This window comes from Lysinibacillus sp. 10T31 (genome assembly GCF_056394365.1).
Genome location: NZ_JBFTHS010000002.1, coordinates 71,413 through 95,129 on the forward strand (window position 1 = coordinate 71,413; position 23,717 = coordinate 95,129).

23 protein-coding genes are annotated in these 23,717 nt (G+C 38.6%); all 23 read right to left on the minus strand.

Annotated features, from left to right (window positions below):
* Positions 1 to 20: 20 nt before the first annotated feature.
* The 23 genes from AC1DCY_RS01605 to rimP all read right to left on the minus strand — a co-directional run bounded on the left by AC1DCY_RS01605 (position 21) and on the right by rimP (position 23,032).
* Positions 21 to 749, minus strand: coding sequence for a GntR family transcriptional regulator (locus AC1DCY_RS01605; RefSeq protein ID WP_477346858.1), 729 nt, complete (start codon positions 747 to 749; stop codon positions 21 to 23).
* 187 nt (positions 750 to 936) lie between these two features.
* Positions 937 to 3,225, minus strand: coding sequence for an FtsK/SpoIIIE family DNA translocase (locus AC1DCY_RS01610; protein WP_477346860.1), 2,289 nt, complete (start codon positions 3,223 to 3,225; stop codon positions 937 to 939).
* A gap of 144 nt (positions 3,226 to 3,369) precedes the next feature.
* The gene (locus tag AC1DCY_RS01615) at positions 3,370 to 3,747 is read right to left on the minus strand and encodes a hypothetical protein (protein ID WP_477346862.1); all 378 of its coding nucleotides are present in this window, start codon (positions 3,745 to 3,747) and stop codon (positions 3,370 to 3,372) included.
* A gap of 209 nt (positions 3,748 to 3,956) precedes the next feature.
* Complete coding sequence (locus AC1DCY_RS01620; protein ID WP_477346864.1) at positions 3,957 to 5,624, minus strand: ribonuclease J; 1,668 nt, start codon at positions 5,622 to 5,624, stop codon at positions 3,957 to 3,959.
* 413 nt (positions 5,625 to 6,037) lie between these two features.
* Entirely contained in the window at positions 6,038 to 6,955 is a 918-nt protein-coding gene (dapA, locus tag AC1DCY_RS01625; RefSeq protein WP_477346866.1) for a 4-hydroxy-tetrahydrodipicolinate synthase, read from the minus strand.
* Between the two features lie 13 nt (positions 6,956 to 6,968).
* Complete coding sequence (locus AC1DCY_RS01630) at positions 6,969 to 8,006, minus strand: aspartate-semialdehyde dehydrogenase (RefSeq protein ID WP_477346868.1); 1,038 nt, start codon at positions 8,004 to 8,006, stop codon at positions 6,969 to 6,971.
* Between the two features lie 82 nt (positions 8,007 to 8,088).
* Positions 8,089 to 8,679: a dipicolinate synthase subunit B gene (locus tag AC1DCY_RS01635; RefSeq protein WP_400720890.1), complete on the minus strand. Its 591-nt coding sequence runs from the start codon at positions 8,677 to 8,679 to the stop codon at positions 8,089 to 8,091.
* Positions 8,673 to 9,452 (minus strand): NAD(P)-dependent oxidoreductase, encoded by a 780-nt coding sequence (locus tag AC1DCY_RS01640; RefSeq protein ID WP_477346870.1) that lies wholly within the window; start codon positions 9,450 to 9,452, stop codon positions 8,673 to 8,675. The genes AC1DCY_RS01635 and AC1DCY_RS01640 overlap by 7 nt, the downstream gene beginning before the upstream one ends.
* Positions 9,453 to 9,461: 9 nt before the next feature.
* Positions 9,462 to 9,725 (minus strand): YlmC/YmxH family sporulation protein, encoded by a 264-nt coding sequence (locus AC1DCY_RS01645; RefSeq protein ID WP_477346872.1) that lies wholly within the window; start codon positions 9,723 to 9,725, stop codon positions 9,462 to 9,464.
* Between the two features lie 1,184 nt (positions 9,726 to 10,909).
* Complete coding sequence (locus AC1DCY_RS01650; protein ID WP_477346874.1) at positions 10,910 to 12,133, minus strand: M16 family metallopeptidase; 1,224 nt, start codon at positions 12,131 to 12,133, stop codon at positions 10,910 to 10,912.
* A 32-nt stretch (positions 12,134 to 12,165) separates the two neighbouring features.
* Positions 12,166 to 12,303: a hypothetical protein gene (locus AC1DCY_RS01655; protein WP_477346876.1), complete on the minus strand. Its 138-nt coding sequence runs from the start codon at positions 12,301 to 12,303 to the stop codon at positions 12,166 to 12,168.
* A gap of 184 nt (positions 12,304 to 12,487) precedes the next feature.
* Positions 12,488 to 14,602 carry a polyribonucleotide nucleotidyltransferase gene (pnp, locus tag AC1DCY_RS01660; protein WP_477346878.1) on the minus strand — a complete coding sequence of 705 codons (2,115 nt, stop codon included), beginning with the start codon at positions 14,600 to 14,602 and terminating at the stop codon, positions 12,488 to 12,490.
* A 289-nt stretch (positions 14,603 to 14,891) separates the two neighbouring features.
* Positions 14,892 to 15,161 (minus strand): 30S ribosomal protein S15, encoded by a 270-nt coding sequence (gene rpsO, locus AC1DCY_RS01665; protein WP_049668484.1) that lies wholly within the window; start codon positions 15,159 to 15,161, stop codon positions 14,892 to 14,894.
* 144 nt (positions 15,162 to 15,305) lie between these two features.
* The gene (locus AC1DCY_RS01670) at positions 15,306 to 15,449 is read right to left on the minus strand and encodes a hypothetical protein (protein ID WP_477346881.1); all 144 of its coding nucleotides are present in this window, start codon (positions 15,447 to 15,449) and stop codon (positions 15,306 to 15,308) included.
* 49 nt (positions 15,450 to 15,498) lie between these two features.
* Positions 15,499 to 16,455: a riboflavin biosynthesis protein RibF gene (ribF, locus tag AC1DCY_RS01675; protein ID WP_477346883.1), complete on the minus strand. Its 957-nt coding sequence runs from the start codon at positions 16,453 to 16,455 to the stop codon at positions 15,499 to 15,501.
* Positions 16,456 to 16,468: 13 nt separating this feature from the next.
* Positions 16,469 to 17,380, minus strand: coding sequence for a tRNA pseudouridine(55) synthase TruB (truB, locus tag AC1DCY_RS01680; RefSeq protein ID WP_477346885.1), 912 nt, complete (start codon positions 17,378 to 17,380; stop codon positions 16,469 to 16,471).
* 248 nt (positions 17,381 to 17,628) lie between these two features.
* The gene (gene rbfA, locus AC1DCY_RS01685) at positions 17,629 to 17,970 is read right to left on the minus strand and encodes a 30S ribosome-binding factor RbfA (RefSeq protein ID WP_268635896.1); all 342 of its coding nucleotides are present in this window, start codon (positions 17,968 to 17,970) and stop codon (positions 17,629 to 17,631) included.
* Positions 17,971 to 18,074: 104 nt separating this feature from the next.
* Positions 18,075 to 18,353 carry a DUF503 domain-containing protein gene (locus tag AC1DCY_RS01690; RefSeq protein ID WP_053483261.1) on the minus strand — a complete coding sequence of 93 codons (279 nt, stop codon included), beginning with the start codon at positions 18,351 to 18,353 and terminating at the stop codon, positions 18,075 to 18,077.
* Positions 18,353 to 20,611: a translation initiation factor IF-2 gene (gene infB, locus AC1DCY_RS01695; RefSeq protein ID WP_477346888.1), complete on the minus strand. Its 2,259-nt coding sequence runs from the start codon at positions 20,609 to 20,611 to the stop codon at positions 18,353 to 18,355. Before infB ends, AC1DCY_RS01690 begins: the two co-directional genes overlap by 1 nt.
* 14 nt (positions 20,612 to 20,625) lie before the next feature.
* Positions 20,626 to 20,937 carry a YlxQ family RNA-binding protein gene (locus AC1DCY_RS01700; RefSeq protein ID WP_387080033.1) on the minus strand — a complete coding sequence of 104 codons (312 nt, stop codon included), beginning with the start codon at positions 20,935 to 20,937 and terminating at the stop codon, positions 20,626 to 20,628.
* Positions 20,934 to 21,212 carry an RNase P modulator RnpM gene (gene rnpM, locus AC1DCY_RS01705; protein WP_477346890.1) on the minus strand — a complete coding sequence of 93 codons (279 nt, stop codon included), beginning with the start codon at positions 21,210 to 21,212 and terminating at the stop codon, positions 20,934 to 20,936. The genes AC1DCY_RS01700 and rnpM overlap by 4 nt, the downstream gene beginning before the upstream one ends.
* A gap of 178 nt (positions 21,213 to 21,390) precedes the next feature.
* Positions 21,391 to 22,530 (minus strand): transcription termination factor NusA, encoded by a 1,140-nt coding sequence (gene nusA, locus AC1DCY_RS01710; RefSeq protein ID WP_477346892.1) that lies wholly within the window; start codon positions 22,528 to 22,530, stop codon positions 21,391 to 21,393.
* Between the two features lie 31 nt (positions 22,531 to 22,561).
* The gene (rimP, locus tag AC1DCY_RS01715) at positions 22,562 to 23,032 is read right to left on the minus strand and encodes a ribosome maturation factor RimP (RefSeq protein WP_477346894.1); all 471 of its coding nucleotides are present in this window, start codon (positions 23,030 to 23,032) and stop codon (positions 22,562 to 22,564) included.
* Between the last annotated feature and the right edge of the window lie 685 nt (positions 23,033 to 23,717).

Here is a 23,717-nt window from a genome sequence, read left to right on the forward strand (position 1 = left end):
GGAAAATATTTAGAAATGTTCTACACCCGTTTACGAACTACATGGAAGCTGAATTTATCAGCTCGGAAATAATTTTTTGAATACAGCACTACTTGATCATGATCATCGTAATGCAACTGCTTTAATACTAAAAGAGCTGTTTCACGTCCGCAATTTAAAATCGGTGAAGCTTGTTCATGATACCCGATTGGATCAATATATGTAACAGCATAGGCAACATGAATTTTACCGGATTGTTCAAGTGCAGAGAAAAGTGAAACTTCTTTTTTTTCTACAAAGTCAGTTGGCAGGAAGCTTGCTGGTAATCTGTCAATGCAGTATACTACCGGCTCGCCATCCGCTGTTCTGACACGTTCAATTGTGAGAATTTTATCTTCGTCATCACATTGGAAGCGTTTTAAATCTTCCTCAGAAGGTATGCTTTCCGTCGCCTTTAAAAAGCGGGAACCGGGTTCCATACCTGCTGCCTCGATCATAGAAGAAATGCTCGATAAATGCTCGATACCGGATGTAAACAACGGTTTAGGGTTTACAAATGTCCCCACACCATGTCGACGTACAATAACATTTTCCTCTTCCAACAGTCGTAGCGCTTCTCTAAGAGTTGCTCGACTGACTCCTAGTGATTTTGATAATTCAAACTCTGAAGGCAATTTTTCATTTTCTTTGAAAATGCCTTTTCCAATGTCAGACTTTAAACGATCAATTACTTGAAGATAGAGATGACGATGATCTGCTTTAATAGTCACATATATCACCACCAAAATCAGAGATCAGACATCTGATGTACAACATTCCTACTAATCGTTCATTAATATAACATTTTTATAGATTGAAATCAATTGCACCTTTGCCTAATTACGTTCAAATTTTGAAACGAATTTAGGCCTACTTGATGTACACAATATTATTCAACTTTTTGTCGTGGTATTAGCACTAATTTTCGTATTGATGAATAAGCACTTGTCGAGGTTTACTACCCTCCGGAGGCCCGACAATACCGCGTTGTTCCATTTGATCGACAATACGAGCAGCTCTCGAATAGCCGATACGGAAGCGGCGCTGCAACATCGAAACAGAGGCCGTCTGCATACTCACAACTAACTGCACAGCCTCGTCAAATAATTCGTCCGTTTCCTCTAAAATTGTCTCTTCTTCGGACGGTATCATTTCCTCTTGATATTGTGCTTTTTGCTGTTCTATAACAAAGTTAACAACAGACTCAACTTCTTGATCTGATAAAAATGCACCTTGCACACGTTTTGGTTTAGATGCACCGGCAGGTAGAAACAGCATATCTCCTCGACCGAGTAAACGTTCAGCTCCACCCATATCTAATATCGTTCTAGAATCGATTGCTGATGAAACCGCAAAGGCAATACGCGAAGGAATATTTGCTTTAATAACACCCGTTAATACATCTACACTTGGTCGTTGGGTTGCAATAATTAAATGAATCCCTGCTGCACGTGCCATTTGTGCTAAACGTGTAATAGAATCCTCTACATCACTTGAGGCAACCATCATTAAGTCCGCTAACTCGTCTACAATTACCACAATATAAGGTAATTTCGGTTGTTTTTCACCCGTTTGTTCATTGACCTTTTGTACATGGCCATTGTAGCCTTCGATATTACGAGTACCTGTATGAGAAAATAGATCATAGCGGCGTTCCATTTCTGACACTACTTTCTTTAAAGCCTGAGACGCTTTACGTGCATCTGTAACAACTGGAGCCAGTAGATGAGGAATTCCGTTATAAACATTTAACTCCACCATTTTCGGGTCAATCATCATCAGCTTTACCTCATGTGGTTTTGTACGCATTAAGATTGATACGACAATACCATTTATACACACACTTTTCCCACTACCTGTTGAACCTGCAACAAGTAAATGTGGCATTTTATTGAGCTCTGCGAGTACTGCTTGTCCAGTAATATCACGACCAAATGCGACTTGTAATAATGCTTCTGGCTTTGCACCATCTTTAGACTCTAACACTTCCCGCAGTGTTACAATTGCTACCTCACTATTTGGTACTTCAATGCCAATCGCAGACTTCCCGGGAATAGGTGCTTCCATACGAATATCCTTTGCAGCAAGTGCTAAGGCAAGATCATCCTGTAAGTTTACAATTTTACTCACTTTCACACCTATATCTGGTAATATTTCGTATTTCGTTACAGCTGGGCCTAAATGAACCTGCGTTACTTTTGCCTTTACACCAAAGCTTTGCAAAGTTTGCTCAAGCTTTTTCGCATTTGCCTGAATGACAGAATATTCGCCACTTTGGTCATGCTGTGGCGGTAATTGTAATAAATTATAAGACGGCAATTGATAATCTGCATTTTCCACAGCATCTGCCCCTTCGATATGGACATCATCAACAATTTCCCCATGCTCAATATCTTCATTTTCAGCTGTTGCAAATTCTTCTCGTTCATGAGACACATTTTGAGTAAAGGCAGAAATGATTGGTTCATGAGAAATCTCTTCTTCCTCTTGAACCTCAGGCACCTGATCAACAGCCGCAATTTCATCTTTGCTTTCTACTTTTGAACGGCGATTATTAGGTTTTTTCGGCATATTTTTTTTCTTTTCACGATGTTTCTTTTGCCATTTACCAAAAAGGTCAGGCATTTTTTCCGCTAAATATGGAACAAGTGCCTTTCCTGTAACTAAAATTAACCCGATAAAGAAAATAACCCATGCAACAACCTTCGCACCCGTTGCCTCAAATAATACATGTAGAGCACTGAATAACAGTGCACCGATCATACCTCCGCCAAGTGCATTACTTCTATGGATAATACCCTCTGAATTAATTAAAATTCGCCAAGATTCTCGCAACACAGAGTCTGATAATAAACCTCCAGATTTTGATAATTGTTCAAAAAGAATGCCATGACTAAAAATTGTTAAACTCATAACAATGAGGAGCATACCTAATATGAGACGATCATAAATACTTACTTTTTTACGTCCAATCATCAGTAACAACGCAACAAATATAAGCATAAATGGCACAGCAAAATGTAAATTCCCTAAAAAAAACATTGCTATTGTTTGTAGAACTCGTCCAATCATGCCATATTCAAAAATCATAATAACCGCTAATGCAATTAAGATAAGCCCTAAAATTTCATACATAAGCGGATGCATTTCTTTTTTTTCTGTAGTCGCTTTTGCTTTCGTGACTTTTCTTTTTTTACTAGTCGCCATCTATTTCACCTTCTTTTGTAGTCCTTCTTTATATGTAGCGAATAATAACATGTAGAACTTGATTATTTCAAAAAAACTCATCACCATAATGTGTGGTTGATTTCCGTTCCGGCTGGGCGCTTTGTAGCTGCCGCTTTGCTTTCGCTACAGAAAACATTTGTTGTTGCTGTCGCTTCGCTTTCGCACAGATAAAACAATTGCCGCTGACGCTTCGCTTTCGCGCAGATAAAACAATTGTTGCTGTCGCTTCGCTTTCGCACAGATAAAACAATTGTTGCTGTCGCTTCGCTTTCGCACAGATAAAACATTTGTTGCTGTCGCTTCGCTTTCGCACAGATAAAACATTTGTTGCTGTCGCTTCGCTTTCGCACAGATAAAACATTTGCCGCTGACGCTTCGCTTTCGCGCAGAGTTTCCTGGGGGCATCCGATGAGCCGCTTGGGCCAGCACGATGTTGGTCACGAAGGCGTTATCACAGGACGTGATGGTTTTAGCCTTCATTCCTCTATCGCTGATCCCCAAGGAGTCGCCCAGCCTCCACTCCAATCAACTTATTATACATAGCATATGTTTTAACAAATGACATCCACAACTTTCGGCGAAGAGCATAAACATGGCATATATTACAATAAATATCATCTTTAACTTTCTGGATTGAGCCAAAAAAAGGATTTTCCACCGTTTACATTCGGTTAGAAAATCCTTTTTCGTTCAACGATGATCTTTCATTTTTAATATTCCATAATGATTGGGATAATCATTGGGCGGCGCTTCGTTTTTTGGAATAAATACGTATTCAGTGTATCTCGAATTTCTTGTTTAATGTTTGTCCATTCAAATGTATCTTTACCAACGTATTTTTCAATAACATTTTTCGCAATTTCAGAAGCTTCTACCATTAACTCTTCTGATTCGCGTACATATACGAAACCACGTGATAAAATTTCTGGACCAGATGCAATTTTCTTTTGAGCACGGTTTAAAGTTACTACAACAATGAAAATACCATCCTGCGATAATAACTTACGATCGCGAAGTACGATGTTACCTACATCGCCAACACCAATACCGTCTATTAATACATTACCAGCTTGTACACGGCCACTCATGCGCATTTTACCATTTTTATATTCTACAATATCCCCTTTATCGGCGATAAAAATTTGTGATTTTTGCATACCTAGTTGTTGAGCAAGCTTAGAGTGAGCAATAAGCATACGGTACTCACCTTGCACAGGGATAAAGTACTTCGGTTGCATTAAGTTTAGCATTAATTTTAAATCCTCTTGGCTACCATGACCCGACACATGCACATTTTTGCTAGATGTTAGAATTTCAGCACCAGCTTTTGCGATAGAGTTCATCGTATTAGCCATCTGCACTTCCATACTCGGAGACGGAGTAAAAGTAATTAATACTGTATCATCTTGCTTGATTTTAATGTCTCGGTGATGTTTGCGCACGACTTTTTCTAATGCATCAAGTGGCTCCCCTTTATTACCTGTAGCAATAATAATAATCTCATCATCTTGATACTTTTGCATTTCTGAGATAGGGATGATTGTATCTTCCTCAACCGTTAAGTAACCTAGTTGTACACCTAAATCCACAGCTTTTTCTAAAGGTTTTCCTACGATGGCTACTTTACGGAACGACTTTTGAGCTTGTGTAAATACTTGTTGAATACGAATAAAATTCGATGCATAAACAGCAACTAAAATACGCCCTGGTGCTGAATGGAATGTTTTTGATAATTGCTCTTCAATCACAATCTCAGATGTCGTATAACCTGGTCGCTCAGCTTCACTCGACTCAGATAACAGAATAAATACGCCTTCTTCACCTAACTGAGCCATCTTCGCTAAATCAGGCTTAAATTTACCTGTCGCTGATTGATCGAATTTAAACTCACCAGTATGAACAATGGCTCCTTCAGATGTATGGAACACTACCCCTAACGAATCGGGAATACTATGTGTTGTATGGAAGAATGTCACATACGTTGAGTTAAAGTTCATACGACTACGGTTCGTAACTTCAAAGAATTTCACCTGATGTGGTGCAGGCAATTCCTTTAAATGTTCCTTTGCAAGTGCAATTGTTAATTTTGAACCGTACACTGGCGCTTTCACTTTTTGTAATACATAGGCAATCGAGCCAATTGCATCTTCATGACCATGTGTTAAGAAAATCCCTTTCACACGTTCTTTATTTTCTTCTAAATACGTAATATCCGGAATTACGATATCAATGCCCAGCATTTCGTCTTCAGGGAACATCAATCCGCTATCCACTACAAATAGCTCTTCGTCAATTTCTACTACGTACATTGCTTTCCCAATTTCGCCCACGCCACCAAGTGGGATGATGCGAATTAGTTCATTTTTCTTTTTTGTCAATTTATTTCCTCCTAAAAAATATCCCGAACAGCAACCACTTAAGATTTATTATACGGTTTGCAAAGCTTTTGCACAAATTAAAAATTCAACTTTCATGATAGAAACAGAAATTTTTTGCTAATTTTATTACTAATAGATGGAAAGCACGATGAGTATGTGGCATTGTGAAAGGTATTATTTTTGTCTTTTATTAAGTGACGTAGCTTTTTGAGATGGGATATATCGCCGTTTGTAAGCTATTCTATGTAAGGTTGTTCTAGCGCCTGAGCGGTTTCCCATCCTACTCGAGCGGATACTATCTTCCATGAAGGGACCTCCCTCTGGGCAACGGTCTTTTTCTTCTATATTTCTAACAAAAGAAAAAAGACCGTAAACAAACTAAAAATTCCCACGTTTGTTTACGGTCTGAGGATTTAACTAAAGGTACTTATTTTTCTAAAACTTTTCGCCTTTTCTTGATACGTATCCCAAATTCGGTCAAAGTTTGCTTTTTCTTCTTCTGTCATTTCCATCATTGGCAGACGAACATTAAGTGTATCAAAACCTAATTTGGTCATCGCGTATTTTACAGGCGATGGGTTTGGCTGTGCGAACAGCGCACGTACAAGTGGTAATAATGCTCGGTGAATTTTGGCTGCTAGCTCGTGATTTCCTTCTTCAAACGCTTTAATCATTAATTGCATATCATTTCCAACAACATGAGCAGCAACTGAAATAATTCCTGCTCCGCCTATTGCTAGTAGTGGAAGTGTTAAACCATCATCCCCACTATACACTAAGAAATCATCATCTGAATCAACATTCTCAATAATGTCGCCCATTTGATCTAAATTGCCACTCGCTTCTTTAATCCATGAAATATTAGGAATTTTACTTAAAGCAACGGAAGTTTCATAGGCAACATTGATGCCTGTACGTCCTGGCACGTTATAAAGCATGACAGGTAAACTTGTTTCTTTTGCAATTGTTTCAAAATGTGCAAAAATACCGCGTTGATTTGGCTTATTATAATATGGTGCTACAAGCATGATACCATCTGCACCGTTTTCTTCAGCCTTGTGCGTCATTGCAATAGAGTAAGCAGTTTCGTTATCCCCCGTACCTGCAATTACGGGTACACGACCTGCTACTTTTTCTACTGTAAAGCGTACAACTTCAATTTTTTCTTCTGTGGACATAGTTGGGTTTTCAGAGGTTGTGCCACATGCGACAATACAATCTGTACCATTATCAATCAAATAATTAATAATACGTTCTAGTTCTGGATAATTAATCGTGCCATCTTCTTTGAACGGCGTAATCATTGCCGTTCCAATTCGACCTAAATTCATCCTTACACCCCTCTTATAGTAAATTATCCTCCAGCATTGCTTCTGCAATTTGAATAGAGTTTAATGCAGCGCCTTTTAAAAGATTGTCAGAAACGATCCATAGGTGGAATCCTTTTTTATTATCTAAATCTTGACGGATACGTCCTACATACGTAGCCTCTTCCCCTTCTGCATAGATAGGCATTGGATAAGTTTGTGTTGCGATATCATCTTGTAATACTATACCTGGTGCACTGCGTAATACTTCAAAAATTTCCTGTACTGTTGCTTCTTTTTCTACTTCAATATAAACAGATTCAGAGTGTCCTGAAACGACTGGCACGCGAACACAAGTTGCTGCTACTTTTAGCTCTGGTGCATGCATGATTTTCTTCGTTTCATTAATCATTTTCATTTCTTCATATGTAAAGCCATTGTCTGTAAATTTATCAATTTGTGGAATGACGTTACGAGCGATTGGATAATGACGTTTGTCGCTACCAGAAGGTAAAATATTTGCTTCTACATCTTTACCTGCATCCCAGTTTGCACTTTGTGCCTTTAATTCCTCAATAGCAGAAATACCTGCACCTGAAACTGCTTGATATGTTGATACAATAATTTTTGTTAAGCCGTATGCATTACGAATTGGTTCAAGTGCAGCCATCATTTGAATCGTAGAGCAGTTTGGATTCGCAATAATCCCTTTATGCTTAGCAAGATCACCACGATTTACTTCAGGAACAACTAGTGGTACGTCCGGATCCATGCGGAAATGGCTCGTGTTATCGATAACTACTGCACCACGTTTTGCCGCTTCTGGCGCCAACACCGCTGATACCGAACCACCAGCTGAGAATAAAGCGACATTGACGCCTTCAAAAGCTTCAGGTGTCGCTTCTTCAATTGTATATGTCTTACCATTAAATTCGATCGGTTTTCCTGCTGAACGTACAGAAGCTAAAAACTTTATATCTCCGATTGGAAAATTCCGTTTAATTAGCTGCTCCATCATTTTTGTGCCTACTGCCCCTGTTGCTCCAACAACCGCAACTGTTAACTGCTTTGTCATCTGTCATCTCTCCTTGAATACTTGTTCCATAATGTGTGCTATTGTATCACAAAAATACTGAAAATTGTGTGTAATTCTTGAATTATTTGAAATATTGTATAAACAGTGGTTGTAATTGCTTTTTCTCTGTAATCGCTTCATGTACAGTTGCGACCATTTGATCAAAATCAGCAATCAAGGAGTTTGGCTTGGAATGTGGCGAGTCCTGCCCGAATGGAATAAAATAAATGTTTTTAGCATTTAGCAGTCTCATAATATTCATACCATTTAAGCCAAGCGCATCATTTGTTGAGATGCCTAGGACAACTGGCGAACCGTTTCGCAATGTTGCCTTAGCAGCCATCAATACCGGACTATCTGTTGCTGCATTAGCAAATCTACTAATACTATTACCTGTCATCGGTGCTATAACCATCGCATCCAATGGATTGGATGGTCCGAAAGGTTCTGCCTCTTTAATAGAAGAAATAACCTTTTCTCCAGTCAATTCCTCTATTTTTGCAATCCACTCTTCCCCAGTACCAAAACGCGTAGCCGCATGTAACACGGAATGCGTAATTATTGGAATAACTGTTGCTCCTGCATCTATAAAGTTTTGAATTTTAGGTACTACATCCTCATACGTACAGTGAGAGGCTGTAATACCTAAACCAATTCGTTTACCCGTTAGCAATTTTCTTCCTCCTCTATTGCCTTGCACAATATTGTAGCTGCATCATGTGCAAAGTATTTCCCAGGTAATGATGGCAATAGTACATACGTTTGTAATTGCTCAGTGTCTATATCTAAACAGCCAGGCTCTGAAGCCAAATCATATAGGACAGCTGGGACATGATCTTGGAATGATTCTGTAATCCATTTAGCTGGAATCGTATTGATAAAAATCCCATCATTAATTGACCATTTACGATCATCTAAATTCGTAGCTTTATAACCATATGCCTTTGCTTCACTCACTTGTACAACTGAACGCGCAACTATATGGACATTAGCGCCCATCTTGACGAGTAAAGAGGCGAGCATTTTGGCTGTGCGTCCAAAACCTGCGATAGTAAAGTTTTGTCCGTAAATACATTTTTGCTCGAGTCCGTAAAACGTGGCGATAAATCCCTCCGCTGTTAATCTTGCGTTTTGCCAAATAAAAGATTCTTGTTGTAAATAGCAATTTGTTTCATTTCTCTCAAGCAATTGCTTCCAATGCATAGTCAAACGCCCTGTATAAAACTTAACTTGGGATATCCCATAAAGCTGTTCCACTTCAATTTTTAGTGGAAGAATGGGAAGAATAATTCTATTTGGTTGGAATTCTAATACAAGCTTATTTAACTCTTCATTCCAAACTGATGTTCTTTTATAAAATACCGTTCTCGATGGGCTTCTTAGCATTGTAGCTAATTCCTTTAACCTTAGATCCTCACCGATAACAAGCCATTTTTCATTTTCCAAAAGCTCACCTCACTGTAAAAATTCTGACTGTACCGTCGTTGTTTTGTTAAATAAAATTCGATCTTCTCCAATTAGTATAATTTCATGCCAAGGTATCATTTCACTAACTTTCACTTTCTTTTTTTGGAATGGCAATTTATCTTTAACAATCTCAAAACCATGAATCTTTCCTGTTTGCACATCTACTAGACACTCTGTATGTGCCAATATACCAAAATGTACGCCACCCTCAATTTGAATTAGCTCTTTATCCACCATCTCTGATAGTAGCATGCCTCATCTCCCTCCTTGAACCGTTACCCCAATATATGCCGAGTTTTTGCAATTCGTGACCCTTACCCAAATTACGAAAATATTGCATTTACCTGCTTGACTTGTGTATAGCGTATATACACAGATGTGAGAGGTGAGAAATTTGTGTATTTTCATTTAAGCAATGCCAGTGATAAACCCATTTATGAGTGAATAACCGTACAGCTTAAGGAAACGATACTCGCCAATAAAAATTACAGGCTGGAGACGTACTATCTTCTTTTCGTGCACTTGCAAAGGCTTTAACTTCTTTCAGCGGATGTTGCACAAGAGGTTAAATACAACTTAGCTTACTAAAGAAGAATATGGCGAAACGCTGCTATTAAGGAAGGAAGTTGTCGAACATAAATTATCGATATAAAACGACACCGGTGTGGTTTTTGACGATTTACAAGTACCAGAAACGCTCGATGTGACGCAACTCGACAAAATTATAAAAAAAGGTTTTAAAACGTGGGAATCAGTTTTTTTGAGCGACGAGCTTTTGGAGAGGAAGAAAAATACAAGAATTACCCCGATGAATGAGGATGAAAGAGGAATCGGTTAATTTTAAATGAACTAACAAGTGAACTAGACTCAATATTCGTATTGAAATTCTCGCTTTATTTTTAGATTTTATGCAGGATGAAACACATTAGAAAAAATCACTAACTATATAATATTGATTCACAATGGTGAAATTTTATTTAGTCAAAGTAAGGATGTACTGTTCTATGAGTACCGTATATTGGGGAAGTATGCGAAAACCAGATCATGCCTTATAAGAAGGCAGAATGGAGCCTTTTGTAGAGAGGTACTAGTTATAAAATAAACAAAGTATTTTCACTAAAAAAATCTACGTTTGAAGACATAATACTATTTTATGTGAAGGTAGTAGTATTATAAATGTTAATCATAGCTATAATACTCTTTTGATTCAGCATGCGTAACTATAATAATGCTAAAGCACCGTTGATTTTTCACGGAGAGTGGTGCACTCTTGGGGGATGAACTTGCGCTGAAAGCCCCAAGGATCGCAGTGACGAGGAGATTGAAGCTAAGTCAGTGACAAAGCACCAACTCGGAGTTAAAATCAGCCTTTATTTATGGATACACATTATTTTATCGACAAACAGAAAAGGTTGCCTATAAATGGCAACCTTTTTTTATGCTTCTGGGCCGATAATTGAAATGGCTGGCTCAGCTTTTAAGATTTTTGCTATTAAGCGATCGATTGATTCCATTGATACTGCATCGATTGACGCTAATACTTCATCAACTGAACGATGTTTACGATGTACTAACTCACTAGTACCGTTGCGATTCATACGAGCACCTGTCCCCTCAAGACCGAGTACAAAACTACCCTTTAGCTGTTCCTTCGCATTCATAAGTTCTTCCTCTGTCACGCCACCTGCTACAATATCAAGTAATGTCGCATCAATTGTATGTTGAAGCTGTGATAATTGCTGACGACTTGTACTACCATAAATCGTAAATGCTCCAACATCAGCATAACAAGATTGGTAAGAAAATATTGAATAGGCTAAACCACGTTCTTCGCGTACTTCTTGGAACAAACGAGAGCTCATATTACCACCAATAATATTATTAAGTGCAATAAAGCTATACATATCTGGATCCTTTACACCGATTGCTGGATAAGAAAGAGCCAAATGTGCTTGCTCCGTATCGCGAGTTTTTGAAATCTCTCCTGGATAAAAATGAGGATTCGTTAATACAGGTTCAACCGCAAGTGGAGATGGCTGATATTGGCCAAATAAGTCTTCAATTGTTTGCATGAGCTTCGTAGAAATATTGCCCGCTATTGAAATAACAACTGATTCTGGACCATAATGTTTAGCCATATAGTTACGTATCATATCAGCTGTAAATGTTTTTAAAGTAGCCGCAGTTCCTAGAATTGGACGACCGAGTGCATCGTTTGGATACATGACTCCCCAAAGCTTTTCATGAACATCGTCATCAGCTGCGTCTTCACTCATTAATATTTCCTCTAGCACCACTTGTCTTTCCTTCTCTAACTCTTCCTTTGCAAACGTAGAATTAAAGAACATATCTGCTAATATTGTAACTGCAAGCTCCGCATGATGATCTAAAACCTTTGCATAATAACAAGTGTTTTCTTTGGATGTAAAGGCATTTAACTCTCCACCAATTCGGTCAAATTCTTCAGCAATTTGGCGAGCTGTTCGAGTTTTTGTCCCTTTAAAAAGCATATGTTCTATAAAATGCGTAATGCCATTTTCCTCAGGTAGCTCATAACGAGATCCTGCATTAACAAAAATGCCTAGCGCAACGGATCTTACATGATCGATTTGCTCAGACACAATACGCACACCATTCTGACATGTATGTACTTGTACCAAAAAATCTCCCCCAATTTATCTCTGGTTCTACATCAAAGGGATAATGTGGGATCATCACCAAAACGTGTGGTTGATTTCCGTTCCGACTGCGCGCTTTCCTGGGGGCGTCCGATGAGCCGCTTCACTCGCGATGCTCGCTCCAGGGTCTCATCTGTGACGCTAATCCCCAAGGAGTCGCCCATTCTCCACTCCAATCAACTTATTTACATAGTATACGTTTTACCAAAAGTCATCCACGACTTTTATGATGAACCATAATGTGAAGCTTCCCCCAAAATATCCCCTATAGAACCAAATTCCTTATACTTGATTTAAAAAAGGCTGCGCATTATACGCAGCCTTTTCTACAATTTATTATTTATCTTGCTCAGCGCGTTCTTTTTCCTCTTGGATAACTACTTTACGAGATAAATTCACACGACCTTGCTTGTCAATTTCAATAACTTTTACAAGTAATTGATCGCCAAGTTTTAAGACATCTTCAACTTGTTTTGTACGTTCCTCTTGAATTTCAGAGATGTGAAGTAAGCCATCTTTGCCTGGGAATATTTCACAGAACGCACCGAATTTTTCAATACGTTTAACTGTTGATAAGTAATACTCGCCAACTTTTGCTTCACGTACGATGTCTTCGATAATTTGTTTTGCACGAGCGTTCATTTCTTCATCTGCAGAAGAGATATAAATTGTACCATCTTGCTCAGTATCAATTTTTACGCCAGTTTCTTCAATGATTTTGTTAATTTGTTTACCGCCAGGTCCGATAACATCGCGAATTTTATCAGGATTGATTTTCACGATTACAATTTTCGGTGCAAATGTAGATAATTTTTCACGTGGTTCTGCAAGAGTAGCAAGCATTGATTCTAAAATGTGCATACGGCCAATTTTAGCTTGTGTTAATGCTTCTTCTAAAATATTGCGTGATAAACCATCAATTTTAATGTCCATTTGAAGTGCTGTTACACCTTTAGCTGTACCTGCAACTTTAAAGTCCATATCTCCAAGGTGGTCTTCCATACCTTGAATATCAGTTAAAATAGAGTAATGTTCGCCTTTTTTAATAAGACCCATTGCAATACCTGCTACAGGTGCTTTTAATGGAACACCAGCATCCATCATCGCTAACGTTGAAGCACAGATAGAAGCTTGCGATGTAGAACCGTTTGACTCAAGTACTTCTGATACACAACGGATTGTATATGGGAATACAGATTCATCTGGAATAACCGCATCAAGAGCACGCTCTCCTAGTGCACCATGACCGATTTCACGACGACCTGGTCCACGAATTGGGCCAGTTTCCCCTACAGAGAATTGCGGGAAGTTATAGTGATGCATAAAGCGTTTTGATTCTTCCACACCTAAACCGTCGATAATTTGTACATCACCAAGTGCACCTAATGTACAAATAGAAAGGGCTTGTGTTTGTCCACGCGTAAATAATGCTGAACCGTGAGTACGTTGTAATAAACCTGTTTCAGAAGAAAGTGGACGGATTTCGTCTAACTTACGACCATCTGGACGAACTTTATCTTCTGTAATTTGACGACGTACTTCGTCTTTTACCATTTTATCTAGAATTGTATAAACTTGCTTCATTGTTACGTCATCTGCTTCTTGCTCTTCATAAGAAGCAATAACACGGTCTTTTACCACTTGAATAGCCTCATCACGTGCATGTTTTTCTGCAGTTTGAATTGCATCATGCATGTCAGTCTCACAAGCTGCTTTTATATCTGCTTGAATCGCTTCATCAATTTCAAATAATGTTACTGGTTTTTTTTCTTTTCCTACTTCTGCAACAATTTGCTCTTGCAAAGCAATAATTTTTTTAATTTCTTCATGACCGAACATAATGGCTTCTAGCATTACTTCTTCCGGTACTTCTAGTGCACCTGCTTCAACCATGTTGATAGCATCCTTGTTACCTGCTACAGATAAATGGATTGTTGATTGATTAGATTGTTCCACTGTTGGGTTCACAATAAATTTACCGTCAATATATCCAACTTGTACACCTGCAATCGGTCCGTCGAATGGAATATCCGAGATCGCTAACGCTAATGATGAACCAACCATTGCAGCCATTTCAGACGTGCAATCCGGATCATTAGACATAACCATTGAAATAACTTGTACTTCATTACGGAAACCGTCTGGGAACATCGGACGAATTGGACGGTCAATTAAACGGCTTGCTAGAATTGCTTTTTCAGATGGACGTCCTTCACGCTTAATAAAGCCACCAGGAATTTTACCTGCTGCGTATAAACGTTCTTCGTAGTTTACTGTTAATGGGAAGAAATCAAGTGGTTTCGGTGATTTTGACATTGTTGCTGTTGAAAGTACAGTTGTATCTCCATAGCGTACTAATACGGCCCCATTTGCTTGTTTTGCTAACTGTCCAACTTCGATTACAAGTGGACGGCCAGCCCATTCATAGGAATAGACTTTCTTTTCGTTCATTCAATGAACCCCTCTCTATTATAAAAACACTTACTTCGTCTGTATGTACTAATAGTAAGTGTACCAAAAATGCTTGTTCTATGCTAAATATTTCATGAAATAATAATACATTTAAATTCAGTTATTGCCAATTTATTTAGGATTTATTTCTGTATTTGACTTGAAACAGTGTTTTTTTGCTTGAAGTTCATATCATACATGCTTTTTTTTCAATAGTAAAGCTTACCTTGTTCTTAATGTTTATAAACATAAAGAAAAAGCGGGATTAATCCCGCTTTTCGATTGACAATTAGCGACGTAAGCCTAAACGAGTGATTAGTTCACGGTAACGTTGTACGTCAGTTTCACGAAGATATTTTAATAAGTGACGACGACGACCTACCATTTTAAGAAGACCACGCTCAGAGTGGAAATCTTTTTTGTGTGTACGTAAGTGAGCGTTTAGAGCGTTAATTTCCTCTGTTAATACTGCAACTTGTACTTCTGGAGAACCAGTGTCACTTTCGTGAGTACGGAACTCAGCAATAAGTTCGTTTTTACGTTGTTTTGAAATAGCCATTTGTATGGACCTCCTAAATAATTGTTTAATCCCCATTAGCACAGTACACGTTGGAGTCATCGATATACCGAGCTAAGGATAAGCATATTATGCACTTATGAATGTTACCATAAATCAAAAGGTCAAGCAAGCGTTAACGTCAGACTATTCATATGTTAAAGTAGTTTTAATGTGCATTAAGCCGATAAAATATGGCTCATCACCATAAAGTGGGGTTGATTTCCGTTGCCGCTGACGCTTAGCTTTCGCGCAGAGCAGAGCTTCCTGGGGGCGTCCGATGAGCCCCAAGGAGTCGCCCAGCCTCCACTCCAATCAACTTATATTCATGGTATACGCTTTAACTTTTGGTAATAACCTTAAAATATTCAATTGCTTCCTGTTTATCTTTTTCGATTTGTGCTTTCAAAGCTTCAATTCCATCGAATTTTCGTTCACTTCTTATACGTTTATACCAAGCGACATGCACTTCTTCACCGTAAATATTTTTTTCGAAGTTTAATATATGGACTTCGATGGATAATTGTTTGTCGTTCGGATCTTTAAATGTTGGTTTATAGCCTACATTACATACACCATCATACCAGTTATTTTGTACAAGTAATCGAACTGCATAGACACCGCTTGCTGGAATATAAGTTCCCTCTAACGCTTGGACATTTGCAGTTGGGAACCCTATTGTGCGTCCTCGCTTATCACCATGTACAACGATACCCGTAACTTCAAATGGTCGGCCTAAGAGCAATCTTGCTTCCTCCATATCTCCCTCTTGCAAAAGCTTACGGATACGTGTAGAACTAATTTTTTCGATATCATCTGTTTTCTTTTCAACAACCGTGACGCCGTAATCTCCATTACTCAATGCACGCATATCTTCCATTGTGCCTTTACCAAATGCACCAAAAGAATAATCAAAGCCAGCTGTAACATGTTGAATGTTCAACCCACGAATAAATGTATCAATAAATGCATCAGGTGAAAGCTTTGCAAAATCAGATGTGAAATGTACAACAAATGCTGTATCAACACCCTGTTCTTCGAAAAGCTGCATTTTTTGCTGTAATAACGTTATATAAAATACTTTTTCGTTACGTCCGCCAAGCACTACAGAAGGATGTGGATCGAATGTCATAACAGCCGTTGGAATTTGACGCTTGTCTCCTTCTTCCTTCGCTGCCTTAATAACTGCCTGATGCCCTCTATGTACACCATCAAAAAAACCAAGAGCCAATGAATATGGCTGCATGCTTTCTCGTTGCTGTAGTTGATGTGGGTATTTTAAATGAATGACCTCCATACTAAAAATCCTCCTACTCTATCGTCGGAAACATCTTATGTGGTTTCATTAACCCTTCCTTTGTAGGATGGGCCTGATAGACCGCAATTGCTTTCCCACTGATTCCAAAAACAATTTTATCATGTATCTTTAATAATGCATCTGCGGGAAGCACTTGTCCATTGAAAATTTCTTTTTCGTTTGCAGAAGTAATCTCAATATATGGATAATCTGTTAATGCATACTCAACTGGTAAAATGCATGTATCAATTTGTTCAGCTTCCATCAGTTCAGCAACTTGTGCCAACGTAAAGCAATTCTCTTGTGTAAATGTACCTGAGGCTGTGCGTACGAGCTCTTTCATATGTGCTGGATAGCCAAGTGCCGCTCCGATTTGCACAGCTAGTGTTCGAATATACGTCCCTTTGCTACACGCTATACGTACAGGGAATGTAATTTCTTGCCCTTCATATATTTCTACATCATCTAGTAGTTCTAATGCATAAATAGTAACTTGACGTGTAGGTCTTTCGACAATTTCGCCTTTTCGAGCATATTCATAGAGACGTTTACCATTTACTTTGACAGCTGAAAACATCGGTGGCGTTTGTTGAATAACACCCGTTAGCGATGCTAGAACCTCTTGCAATTGAGTACGTGTGAACTTTTTATTCGTACTATCTTGCTCAACCGTTTCTCCTTCTGCATCCTCAGTTGTCGTTGTACGGCCAATTGAAATAACAGCTTCATAGGTTTTTCCTGCATCAGTTAAGTATTCTGCGATGCGTGTTGCTTGCCCAATACAAATGGGAAGAACCCCCTCAACACCTGGATCAAGTGTGCCTGTATGGCCAACTTTTTTAGTACGTAAAATTTTTCGTAATTTAAAGACGCAATCATGACTTGTCATGCCACGTTCTTTCCAAAGCGGTAAAATACCGTTCATAAATTTCCTCCTAAATTCATTTTTAGCATATTTTGTTTTTCCGCTACAGTTTTATTTAGTTGAATGCCCTGACACTTCTGCAGAAAAATGACTCGCAGGAGACTTGGCAGTCAGTCGGTGGAAAGCCGCAGGAACATTTAGTGAGGCTTTACAAAAATGAAAGAGCCGCAAATGTTCTGTTACATTTCCATTGAATGTAAAAAGTCTGCCTGCATGAACATGCATATGGCAGACTTTTTTAGTTAAGCTTATTCTTCGTGTAAACCACGTAGCAATGAATCAATACGGTTCCCATATTCAATCGATGAATCGAATTCAAAGATTAGTTCTGGTGTACGACGTAAACGGATTCGTGTACCGATTTCTGAACGAATGAAACCAGAAGCCTTTAATAAAGCTTTTAGTGTTTCCTCTTTTTCACGTTCATTGCCAAGAGTTGTAATATAAATTGTCGCTTGTTGTAAATCACCTGTCACCTCAACACCAGTAACAGTAACGAAACCAACACGCGGATCTTTTATTTTACGTCCAATAATATCACCGAGCTCTTTTTTCATTTGCTCAGCGACACGGTTTGAGCGTAGAGACATAGTTTGTCACCTCAATTTCGAAGTACAGAAAGTTATGTCCTTACTTGCACATATATTTACATGCAAGGTATGGCTAAATCATACAACACAACTTCTAATGTTACTTATAGATAGTCTCGCCACACATTTAACTGTTCCCAAGCCGGATTTGACTGTAAGTAGTGAAGCGCGTGATTAATTTCACGCTCTGCTGCTTCTTTTGAAGAAGAAACAGCAACAAGCGCTAATTTCGTGCGTTGCCATACATTTTGATGGTCAATTTCAGCAATGGATACATTAAATTTTTGCTTAGTGCGGGTAAGCATACGCTGTAGGACAGCACGTTTTTCCTTCAACGAATGGGCAGTTTGAATCATGAATTCAACCTCTGCATAAACAATCATTATGCACGTTTAACTTCTTCCATAATATAGGCTTCAATAATGTCGCCTTCTTTAATATCGTTGAAGTTTGTAATTGTAATACCACATTCATAACCTCTTGCAACTTCTTTAACTTCATCTTTGAAACGTTTAAGTGTATCTAATTCACCTTCAAAAATTACTACATTTTCGCGGATTACACGTACGCCAGAATCACGAGTTACTTTACCTTCTGTTACGTATGAACCAGCAATTGTACCAACTTTTGATACTTTAATTGTTTGGCGAACTTCTGCTTGACCAATAATTTTTTCTACGAATTCTGGATCAAGCATACCTTTCATTGCTTGTTCAATTTCCTCGATTACTTTATAGATAATGCGGTGTAGACGAATATCTACGCCCTCTTCTTCTGCTGCACGTTTTGCATTGACATCTGGACGAACGTTGAAGCCAATAACAATTGCATTTGAAGCCGCAGCAAGAGAAATATCTGATTCTGTAATCGCACCAGCGCCAGTGTGAATAATTTTCACGTTTACGCCTTCAACATCAATTTTCATTAATGATGCAGCCATAGCTTCTACAGTACCTTGAACGTCAGCTTTAACAATTAAGTTTAGCTCTTTCATTTCGCCTTGACTCATTTGTTCGAATAAGTTATCAAGCGTTACGCGTTGTTTTTCTGAGCGTTGTGCTTGAATTGCTGACATTGCACGAGTTTCTCCAACTTGGCGTGCTGTTTTTTCGTCTTCAAAGACAACGAAACGGTCACCAGCTTGTGGTACATCATTTAAGCCTGTGAGTTCTACTGGTGTTGATGGTCCAGCTTCTTTCACACGACGGCCTTTATCATTTACCATAGCACGTACTCGCCCATAGGTATGGCCGACAACAATTGGGTCTCCAACTTTTAATGTTCCATCTTGTACTAAAAGTGTTGCAACAGGGCCTCGACCTTTATCTAGCTGTGCTTCAATTACTGTACCAAGTGCTAAGCGATCAGGGTTTGCTTTCAATTCTCCAACTTCAGCGATAAGTAAAATCATTTCAAGTAATGTGTCAATGCCCTCACCTTTTAATGCAGAGATTGGTACGAAAATAGTTTCGCCACCCCAAGCTTCGGGAACTAGGCCATGCTCTGTTAACTCTTGCATCACACGGTCTGGATTAGCTGAAGGTTTATCCATTTTATTGACTGCAACAATAATTGGTACTTCTGCTGCTTTTGCGTGGTTAATCGCTTCTACAGTTTGTGGCATAACACCATCATCCGCAGCTACTACTAAAATCGTTAAATCCGTTACTTTCGCACCACGCGCACGCATCGTTGTAAAAGCAGCGTGTCCTGGTGTATCTAGGAACGTAATTTTTTTGTCGCCTTCAGTTACTTGATAAGCACCGATATGCTGAGTAATACCACCAGCTTCTCCAGCTGTAACTTTAGTATTGCGAATAGAGTCTAACAATGTAGTTTTACCATGGTCAACGTGACCCATAATTGTTACTACCGGAGGACGTTCTGATAATTCTTCCTCGTTAACTTCTTCTGTTTGTTCGAAGTGTGTTTCTAAATCCGTAATATCTACACGAATTTCTTCTTCAACTTCTACACCATAGTCTGCGCAAATTAATTCAATTGCATCCTTATCTAATTCTTGGTTAATTGTTGCCATTACACCAAGCATAAATAATTTTTTAATAATTTCTGATGGCTCACGGTGTAATTTTTTAGCTAATTCCGCTACAGAAAGTGATTCAACAAAAGTAATTTTTTCTGGTAATTCCTTTTGTTTCACTGGTAGAGTTGGTTGATGTGTTTTTGGATGGCGACGTTTCCCGCCATGAATTCCTGGTCTTGGACGTTGGTTGTAACCTCCGCCACCTCTGCGATTATTATTATTATTATTGTTATTATTATTATTATTTGTCATATTTCGATTTTGACTACCTTTTGTATTCTTAGATTTTTCGTTAGACGAATTTGAGTTTTGATGCGTTTGTTGCTGATTATTTGCTTTAGGCTTGGAAGTAGCAGATTGCTGCTTTTGCCCATCTTGCTTTTTCACCGATTGCTGTGATTTTTGCGATACGTTTTGAGTAGGTTGCTTCACATCTTTTATATTTTTAAATGATTGGTTTAACTTTGCCACTATGTCTTTTTCTAACATTGACATATGGTTTGTTACACTAACATTTAATTTATTTAGTGCTTCAATAACCTCTTTACTCGTTTTATTCACTTGTTTCGCATATTCATGAACTCTGATTTTGGTCATCTGCTCACCCCCGATTATTTTTCGTTGAGTAGACTAGACAATTTGCTTGCAAAACCTTTATCGGTAATAGCTAAAGCCACTCGGGCCTCCTTACCTGTAGCATGTCCTAGATCATAACGATCACCAATTACATGATACTCAACGTTGTAATACGTGCATTTATCTTGAATTTTTTTGCTAGAGTTTTTAGAAGCATCGTTTGCAAGCAGTACTAGCTTAGCATTACCATTGCGGACTTCCTTTACTACTAACTCTTCTCCTGAAATGACTTTACGGGCTCTTGCCGCTATCCCAAGCAAATTATACACCGCTTGATTATTAATCATATAATAGACTCCCTACGAATCAACAAAATAAGCTCATCGTAAATTTCTTCAGGAATTTTTACATCAAGTTGGTGCCCTAAAACATTTTTCTTACGGGCGATTTCAATCGCCTTTTCCGATTTAGAGACATAGGCACCACGACCGGGTTTTTTTCCGGAGACATCAACACTTACCTCGCCCTCTTTCGAACGAACGACGCGAATCATTTCTTTCTTTGATAGCATTTCTCCGGTAGCTACACATTTTCGAAGAGGTACTTTTTTATTAATAGTCATAAGAATCACCTTTCCTCTCTTAAGCTTGTCGTAAGAGGTGGACTAGCCATTGCACTACATTATATATATTTGGATTTTAACCATAATATTTCCCAATATAGGCTCTGCCATTATTCAGTCGACGCAGCCCAACGCCCACTGAATAATGGCAGCTAACTAGTCACACGGGCTTTCTTACTTATTCTTCGTCGTCTTGATATAAGTCAACTGTCACATCATCAAAACCACTTTCTTCATCCTCAGCAGGTACGAAAGTGCTTGTTGCAGATGGATAAATACCTAACTCACGAGCATCTGTTTCACTCTTAATATCAATTTTCCAGCCAGTTAGCTTAGCAGCTAAACGAGCATTTTGACCACGTTTACCAATTGCTAGTGATAATTGATAGTCTGGAACAACAACAGTAGTAGATTTTTCTTCTTCATTGACTTGAACATCTAAAACTTTAGATGGGCTAAGAGCATTTGCTACAAATACAACTGGGTCTTCTGACCATTCAACGATATCGATTTTTTCGCCGTTTAATTCATTTACAATAGTTTGCACACGAGCGCCTTTTGCTCCTACACATGAACCTACCGGATCTACCTCTTCGTTATGTGCATAAACAGAGATTTTAGAACGATCCCCTGCTTCACGAGCAATTGATTTAATTTCTACAATACCTTCATAAATTTCAGGTACTTCCATTTCAAATAAGCGGCGTAATAAACCAGGATGTGTACGTGAAACAATAACTTGTGGTCCACGTGTTGTACGTTCAACCTTTGTAATATAAACCTTGATGCGATCGTGTGGATGGTATGTTTCACCTTGAATTTGTTCGTTTTGTGGTAATGCAGCCTCTACTTTTCCTAGACCTACATAAATATTACGAGCATCTAGACGCTCAACTACACCCGTCACGATATCATCTTCACGGTCCACATATTGCTCGTAAATTAGGCCGCGTTCTGCTTCACGTACACGTTGTGTAACAACTTGTTTCGCTGTCTGTGCAGCAATACGCCCAAAGTTTCGAGGTGTTACTTCTTGCTCAACTATATCTTCCAATTGGTATGCAGGGTTGATAGCCTTAGCATCTTCTTCAGAGATTTGTAAACGGTCATCTTCTACTTCTTCAACAACATCTTTGCGTGAAAAGACACGAATAGAGCCCTTATCTAAGTTTAAGTCAACACGAACATTTTGTGCTTGATTGAAGTTGCGTTTGTAAGCTGTAACTAATGCCGCTTCTATTGCTTCAATTAACACATCTCTTGAAATTCCTTTTTGTTCTTCCAGCGCATTTAGCGCATCTAACAAATCACTACTCATTTTTGTTTTCACTCCTAAATATGCATTATGCTTAAAAATCGATGGCAAGTCGTGCCAATGCGATTTTTTCTTGTTCAATTGTTACTGTAATTTTACGCGTTTTAACACGTACTTCCATCACTAATGTATGTTCATCGTATGACGTTAAGTAGCCTTGGAATTCCTTCATGTCCTTGATGGGCTCATAGGTTTTAACATAAATAAATTTGCCAATCGCTTTTTCAAAATCAGTATCTTTTTTTAATGGACGTTCTGCTCCAGGTGAAGAAACTTCTAAATAATAGTTTTGTGTAATTGGATCATTTTCATCCAATAGTAAACTTAGTCGTTCACTAACTTGAGCACATTGTTCAATGTCAATTCCACCCTCAGGTGTATCCACATAAACACGTAAAAACCAGTTACGTCCTTCTTTTACGAACTCGACATCTACTAGCTCAAGATTCAACTCTTCAACAATCGGTTTAGCGAGCTCTTCAATTAAAGATGGTACTTTGCTCATTGTTTCCTCCTGTATCTATCAAATTCTAGCTTAATAAAACAGAAATTCCACCAGTAGCTTTGGTGAAATTTAACGGTCTTACCTGCGGTTAGTCAAAATTTGTTTTGCTACGGTATAACAACAGAAAAGAGCGGGAAGGTCCCACTCTTTTGCTGGAAAAATATCAACAAATTATTACCATAAGGATAGCATAGTTTACAGCACAATGCAAATTTCCTTTTTCTAGACATCTAATCAATTATGCCTCGGCATAATTGTAGCTGCCGCTCCGCTGTCGCGCAGATAAACATTGCGTCCGGAATCGGCTTTGTGCTTAGGCCTGCACGAGGACCGACACGATGTTGGTCATTTCGGTAATGCCACAGGACGTGGCGTTTTTATCGATGCAGGTCAGTTTGCCGTTATCGCACGGATGCGATGATTTTAGGCTAACATCCTTTAAGACTCCTTTCCGATTCCGTGACATCCGCTGAAAGAAATTAAATATAGCTTTAATTGTGTCTGTAAATTGAAATTTGTGCTTTATTTTAGCTCATCATCATAACGTGGGGATTGATTTCCGTTCCGGCTAGAGCATTCACTTCAATTAACTTATATACAAGGTATACATTTTAACAAATGTCATCCTCAACTTAATTTGAGCAAAAGGCTTATAAGTTATTCGTTATTGATGATGCCTTGACCA

Coding starts and splice junctions, on each gene's coding strand:
- AC1DCY_RS01610 (WP_477346860.1), bottom strand. CDS start 3,225: ATGGCGACTAGTAAAAAAAGAAAAGTCACGAAAGCAAAAGCGACTACA.
- dapA (WP_477346866.1), bottom strand. CDS start 6,955: ATGAATTTAGGTCGAATTGGAACGGCAATGATTACGCCGTTCAAAGAA.
- AC1DCY_RS01630 (WP_477346868.1), bottom strand. CDS start 8,006: ATGACAAAGCAGTTAACAGTTGCGGTTGTTGGAGCAACAGGGGCAGTA.
- AC1DCY_RS01645 (WP_477346872.1), bottom strand. CDS start 9,725: ATGCTACTATCAGAGATGGTGGATAAAGAGCTAATTCAAATTGAGGGT.
- pnp (WP_477346878.1), bottom strand. CDS start 14,602: ATGAACGAAAAGAAAGTCTATTCCTATGAATGGGCTGGCCGTCCACTT.
- rpsO (WP_049668484.1), bottom strand. CDS start 15,161: ATGGCTATTTCAAAACAACGTAAAAACGAACTTATTGCTGAGTTCCGT.
- ribF (WP_477346883.1), bottom strand. CDS start 16,455: ATGGAGGTCATTCATTTAAAATACCCACATCAACTACAGCAACGAGAA.
- truB (WP_477346885.1), bottom strand. CDS start 17,380: ATGAACGGTATTTTACCGCTTTGGAAAGAACGTGGCATGACAAGTCAT.
- rbfA (WP_268635896.1), bottom strand. CDS start 17,970: ATGTCTCTACGCTCAAACCGTGTCGCTGAGCAAATGAAAAAAGAGCTC.
- AC1DCY_RS01690 (WP_053483261.1), bottom strand. CDS start 18,353: ATGATTGTTTATGCAGAGGTTGAATTCATGATTCAAACTGCCCATTCG.
- infB (WP_477346888.1), bottom strand. CDS start 20,611: ATGACCAAAATCAGAGTTCATGAATATGCGAAACAAGTGAATAAAACG.
- AC1DCY_RS01700 (WP_387080033.1), bottom strand. CDS start 20,937: ATGATTAATAATCAAGCGGTGTATAATTTGCTTGGGATAGCGGCAAGA.
- rnpM (WP_477346890.1), bottom strand. CDS start 21,212: ATGACTATTAATAAAAAAGTACCTCTTCGAAAATGTGTAGCTACCGGA.
- nusA (WP_477346892.1), bottom strand. CDS start 22,530: ATGAGTAGTGATTTGTTAGATGCGCTAAATGCGCTGGAAGAACAAAAA.
- rimP (WP_477346894.1), bottom strand. CDS start 23,032: ATGAGCAAAGTACCATCTTTAATTGAAGAGCTCGCTAAACCGATTGTT.